Consider the following 5,089-nt stretch of genomic DNA (forward strand, 5'->3'; position numbering starts at 1 on the left):
GCGGGCGGCTGGGCGCGCAGCGGAAGCAGGCGTGCTACGACGCGATGCTGCTGGCGACGCTCCGCGCGCAGGGGGTGCGCCCGGCCATGGAGGCGCTGAACGCGGTGGTGGCGCGCGACCGCGACGTGGCGCGCGACGCGCACGTGTACGCGCACGGCATCGGAATCGCGGCGTTCGCCGGGGCCGAGCGGGTGGGGGAGAGCTTCGCCGCCTGCACGCCGGAGCACCAGTCCGGGTGCTACCACGGGGTGGTGCAGGCGTACTTCATGGACGCGCGGCGCAGCGGGGGCGAGGTGTCGGCGGAGGCGGTCAACGCCCTCTGCCGGGACCACCGCGCGGAGGGGCGGACCTGGCTCCAGTTCCAGTGCGCGCACGGGATGGGGCACGGGCTGGTGATGTTCCACGGCCACGACCTCCCCACCGCGCTGAAGGGGTGCGACCTCCTGGACTCCGGCTTCGAGCGGGAGACGTGCTACCAGGGCGCCTTCATGGAGAACGCGGTGAACGCCATGATGCCGCACCACCCGGCCGCGGAGCTGGCGCACGGGGCGCACGGCGGCGGAGCGCACGCGCACCACGGCGCGGGAGCGGGTCCGCCCACGTTCAAGGCGCTGGACCCGGACGACCTCCTCTACCCCTGCACCGTGGTGGAGGAGCGCTACTGGAGCGCGTGCTACTCCATGCAGACGTCGGTGATCCTGCACTTCACCGGGCAGGACGTCGCCCGGACGGCGCGTGAGTGCCTGCGCGTCCCCGAGCGGATGCGCTCCACCTGTTTCGTGAGCCTGGGGCGGGACATCAGCGGGATGACGGTGCAGAACCGGGCTGAGTCGCGCCGTCGCTGCGCGGCCGTGCCGGACCCGGCGGACCGCGCCTGGTGCCACGTGGGCGCCGCCACCAACATGCTCAACGTGACCTCGCGCGCCGAGGACGGGGTCGCCTACTGCCGCGAGCTCCCGGACACGGAGGACAAGGCCCGCTGCTACGAGTCGGTGGGAACCCAGCTGCGGGTGCTGGCGAGCGGCGAGGCGGAGCGGGAGGAGGCGTGCCGCACCGTGGAGGCGGGATACGTGGACGCCTGCCGCCGCGGGGCGGGGCTCGCCGTCGCGACGAGATAGCCGCGCACCTCCACACCCTCCACACGAGGCCCTTCCCGCTGAGCCGCGGGAAGGGCCTTTCTGCACCCCGGGCGCACCGGGCTTGACATGACTAATGCCATTAGGCATACTTCGGCCGTGCCTAATGGCGTTAGTCACACCTCTCCGGGAGGGGTCGCGCGATGATGGCTCGCAAGGCGGGGCTTTCGGCCGGGGACGTGGTCGCCGCGGCGGCGGAGATCGCGGACGCGGAAGGGGCGGACGCGGTGACGCTCGCCTCCGTTGCGTCGCGCCTGGGGGTGCGCCCGCCCTCGCTGTACGCGCACGTGGACGGGCTGCAGGGGGTGCGGCGGCTCCTCGCGCTGCAGGCGGCGCGGGAGCTCGGAGTGGCGCTGCGCGCCGCGGTGCAGGGGAGGACGGGGACCGAGGCGCTGCGGGAGGTCGCGCACGCGTACCGCCGCTTCGCGCGGGAGCACCCGGGGCTCTACGGCGCGGCGCAGCGGGCGGTGCGTCCGGGGGAGGACGACGAGCTCTACCGGGCCCTGGCGGAGCCGGTGCTCCCCGTGCTCCGGGCGCTGGGGGATGCGGGGGTCACCGAAGCCGACCGGGTGCACCTGGCGCGGGCGTTCCGGAGCGCGCTGCACGGGTTCGTCGTCCTGGAGCGGGGCGGGGGCTTCGGGATGCCGGAGTCCGTCGACGAAAGCTTCGGGCGCATGGTGGAGCTGCTGCTCGCCGGGGTGGCGGCTTCGGCGGGCGGGCGGTAGGCGGTCCCTTTCACGACGGAGGCAACGTGTTCATCGGCCATTTCGCCGTGGCGCTCGCCGCGAAGCGCGCGGCGCCCCGCGTCTCGCTGGGGGTTCTCTTCGCCGCCTGCCAGCTCCCGGACCTGGTCTGGCCCGTGCTCCTCCTGCTCGGCTGGGAGCGGGTGCACGTCGCCCCGGGAGCGACGGCGTTCACTCCGCTCGAATTCGTCCACTACCCCGTCACGCACAGCCTGCTCGCCACGCTGGGATGGAGCCTCCTGGCCGGGGGGGCCTACGCGCTGTGGAGGCGGGACCGCCGGGGCGGAGCCGTCGTGGGGCTGCTCGTCCTCAGCCACTGGATTCTCGACTGGGTGACGCACCGCCCGGACCTGCCGCTCTACCCCGGGGGAGCGGAGGTGGGGCTCGGGCTCTGGCACTCCGTGGCGGGGACGCTGGCCGTGGAGGGCGCCCTGTTCACCGCGGGCCTCGCGGTCTACCTGGCGACGGTGCGTCCGCGGGGGGTGGCCGGGTGGGCCGCGTTCGGTGGGCTGGTGGCCCTGCTGCTCGGGATCTACCTGGGCGGCGTCGGCGCCCCACCCCCGCCGGACGTTCGCACCCTGGCCTGGCTCGCGATGGCCCTGTGGATCATCCCCCCCTGGGCCGCGTGGGTGGACCGCGGCGGTGCGGGTCGCGGAGGCGCTTCCGCTTCTTCCCCGGCTTTGCGGCCGGAGGCGGCGGGAGCGCACGGAGGCGGCGGTGCTGGCGGAGGAGCATGGCGTAGAAGAGCCACACGCCCACCAGGGCCAGCCCCGCCCAGACCGGGAACCGGCCGGTGAAGACCCACAGCATGGCGGTGTTTAGAAGCTGCGCGACCAGGATCACGCCGCCGAAGACGAGGAGGCGCTTCTGGCGGCGGAGCGCCTCCTCCACGGTGATGGGGGCTCGGTTCAGCATCGGGAAGTGTGGATGGGACGGGCGAGCGTCGGGGGCACGCACCGGGTACCGGGCCGCGCCGCGGATGTTCCCCGCGCCGCGGGTCCGCGTCGTGCAGACCCGGATCCCGGTGCCAGCGACGACCCGCGCAGCCGGAGGACGCATGCAGCTTCTCGTGATCCGCCACGCCATCGCCGAGGAGCGGGAGGAGTTCGCCCGCACGGGCCGGGACGACGGCCTCCGCCCCCTCGCCCCGAAAGGGCGCCGCCGGATGCGCCGCGCGGCGCGGGGGCTGCGCCGGGTCGTCCCCCGTCTCGGCGTCCTGGCGGCCAGCCCGCTCGTCCGCGCCGTCCAGACCGCGGAGATCGTCGCGGAGGCGTTCGGCGGGATCCCCGCCGAACGCTGGGAGGAGCTGGCCCCGGGCGTCCACCCCTCCCTCCTCGTGGAGCGCCTCCGCTCGCTCCCCCGGCCGGCGGGCCCGGTGGCGATGGTGGGGCACGAGCCGGACCTGGGCGAGCTGGTGAGCTGGCTCCTCTCCGGACGTACCCCGTCGTTCGTGGAGATGAAGAAGGGGGCGGCCTGCCTCCTGGAGTTCGAGGGCCCGCCCGACCCGGAGCGGGCTCGCCTCCTCTGGTACCTGGCGCCCGCCCACCTCCGGCGCCTGCGGAAGTAGGCGGGGGGATCCCGGCACGTCGCCTGCATTCCGGAGCGGGAACAGCTCTCCTCCTCCACCCGTGCCGATGCCGCCGATGCCGCCCAAGAACCAGGACCTGCACGGGAACGCGCCCGACCATTCGCCGGTGGCGCTGCTGCTGGTCGACATGATCAACGACCTGGAGTTCCCCGGCGCGGAAGGGATGCTGGAGAGGGCCGTGGCGGCGGCGGAGCGCACCGCCGCGCTGAGGCGGCGGGCGAAGGAGGCGGGGATCCCCGTCGTCTACGCCAACGACAACTTCGGCCGCTGGCGCTCCGACTTCCGCGACGTGACGGAGCACGTGCTCCGGGGCGGGGTGCGGGGGGAGCCGCTTGCGCGCATCCTCCGCCCGGACCCGGACGACTATTTCGTCCTCAAGCCCAAGCACTCGGCGTTCTTCGCCACCACGCTGGAGACCCTCCTGAAGTACCTGGGCGTGCGGAGATTGGTGCTGACCGGGATCAGCGGCGACGTGTGCGTGCTCTTCACCGCCAGCGACGCCTACATGCGCGACTTCCACCTGCACGTCCCGGAGGACTGCATGGCCTCGGTATCCGAGGAGGAGAACCGCCGCGCGCTGGCCTACATGCGGCGCGTCTTCGGCGCGGACACCACCCCGTCCACGGAGCTGGACATGGAGGCGCTGCGGCGCCGCGGAGCGGAGGGGGAAGAGTAGCCGGTCCGCCTCCTCGGCTCCATGCTGGAGCCCGTGCCCGCCTGACGCGCGGCCGCGGCCGGACGGAATGGCGAAGGGGAGCCCCGGGCGGGACTCCCCTTCGTTGCTGTCGGACGGGTGCCGCCAGGCGAGCCGCAGGTGCGCGCATCCCGCGGCGAGCACGGCTGCTACGATGGCAGCGCAAGCTGAATCCGGAGTGCCCGCTCCACCGCCTCCACGTCCTCCCGGGAGAGCGTTCCCGCCCTGCGGGACAGGCGCTCCTTGCTCGCGGTGGTGAGCTGGTCGGCCATCGCCTTCCGGGGCTCCCCGTTCAGCACCACGAGAGCCTCGCTGGGAAACAGCCGGTCGACCCGGCTGGTGAGCGGGACCACCTGCACCCGGTTCAGGTGCTGGTTGGATGCGTCGTTGCTGACGATCACCGCCGGGCGCTGCTTGCGGATCTCACCGCCGAGGGAAGGATCGAAGTTGACCCACCAGACCTCACCTCGTTTCATCGGCGACGTCCGGGAGCAGGGCATCGGACCATTCCCTGGCCGCGGACTCACGCTCCTCGTCGGCAGCCATCTGCTCGTAGGCGGTCGCGAGGTCTTCCTCCACGACGTGGGGCCGTACCAGGTTCTCGATGAACTGGCTGATGCGGCGAGGTCCGACCACCCGGTACAGGCCGTCGTAGACCTCATCGTCCACCCTGATGGTGAGCTTTTTCATTACGGATCTCCCATTGTGGTGCACGTGTAACGTACGTGCAGGCGGGGAGTCGAGGAAGACCCGCCAGTGCTGGCGAAGCCACGGCGTTGCCCCTCCGCCCCCGGCGATGCCATATTGGCGGGTAAGACTCCCGCTCCCGGCGCCCTCCCCCGCACCCGGCCCACGATGCCCCGAGCCCGTTCCGCGCTTCCTCCCCTGGCCGCCTGCGCGCTCGCGCTCGCGGCGTGCACCCCCGCAC

The 5,089-nt window shown here is 73.3% G+C and carries 7 protein-coding genes; 5 read left to right on the top strand and 2 right to left on the bottom strand.

Going from position 1 to position 5,089, the window contains the following annotated elements; genetic code table 11:
- The 5 genes from VGR37_22510 to VGR37_22530 all read left to right on the top strand — a co-directional run.
- Positions 1-1,118, top strand: a 1,118-nt coding sequence (locus tag VGR37_22510) for a hypothetical protein (GenBank protein ID HEV2150188.1), incomplete at its 5' end; no start/stop codon positions are given.
- Between the two features lie 161 nt (positions 1,119-1,279).
- Entirely contained in the window at positions 1,280-1,861 is a 582-nt protein-coding gene (locus VGR37_22515) for a TetR-like C-terminal domain-containing protein (protein HEV2150189.1), read from the top strand.
- A 26-nt stretch (positions 1,862-1,887) separates the two neighbouring features.
- The gene (locus VGR37_22520) at positions 1,888-2,676 is read left to right on the top strand and encodes a metal-dependent hydrolase (protein HEV2150190.1); all 789 of its coding nucleotides are present in this window, start codon (positions 1,888-1,890) and stop codon (positions 2,674-2,676) included.
- Between the two features lie 260 nt (positions 2,677-2,936).
- Positions 2,937-3,446, top strand: a complete 510-nt coding sequence (sixA, locus tag VGR37_22525) for a phosphohistidine phosphatase SixA (protein ID HEV2150191.1) — start codon at positions 2,937-2,939, stop codon at positions 3,444-3,446.
- Between the two features lie 76 nt (positions 3,447-3,522).
- On the top strand, positions 3,523-4,143 hold the full coding sequence (locus VGR37_22530) for an isochorismatase family cysteine hydrolase (protein ID HEV2150192.1): 621 nt from the start codon (positions 3,523-3,525) through the stop codon (positions 4,141-4,143).
- Between the two features lie 167 nt (positions 4,144-4,310).
- On the opposite strand, the gene VGR37_22535 is transcribed toward VGR37_22530, so the two are convergent.
- Both VGR37_22535 and VGR37_22540 read right to left on the bottom strand, forming a co-directional pair.
- The gene (locus tag VGR37_22535; GenBank protein HEV2150193.1) at positions 4,311-4,637 is read right to left on the bottom strand and encodes a type II toxin-antitoxin system PemK/MazF family toxin; all 327 of its coding nucleotides are present in this window, start codon (positions 4,635-4,637) and stop codon (positions 4,311-4,313) included.
- Complete coding sequence (locus VGR37_22540; protein ID HEV2150194.1) at positions 4,624-4,851, bottom strand: hypothetical protein; 228 nt, start codon at positions 4,849-4,851, stop codon at positions 4,624-4,626. Before VGR37_22540 ends, VGR37_22535 begins: the two co-directional genes overlap by 14 nt.
- Positions 4,852-5,089: the final 238 nt, after the last annotated feature.

This window comes from Longimicrobiaceae bacterium (genome assembly GCA_035936415.1).
GTDB lineage: Bacteria > Gemmatimonadota > Gemmatimonadetes > Longimicrobiales > Longimicrobiaceae > JAFAYN01.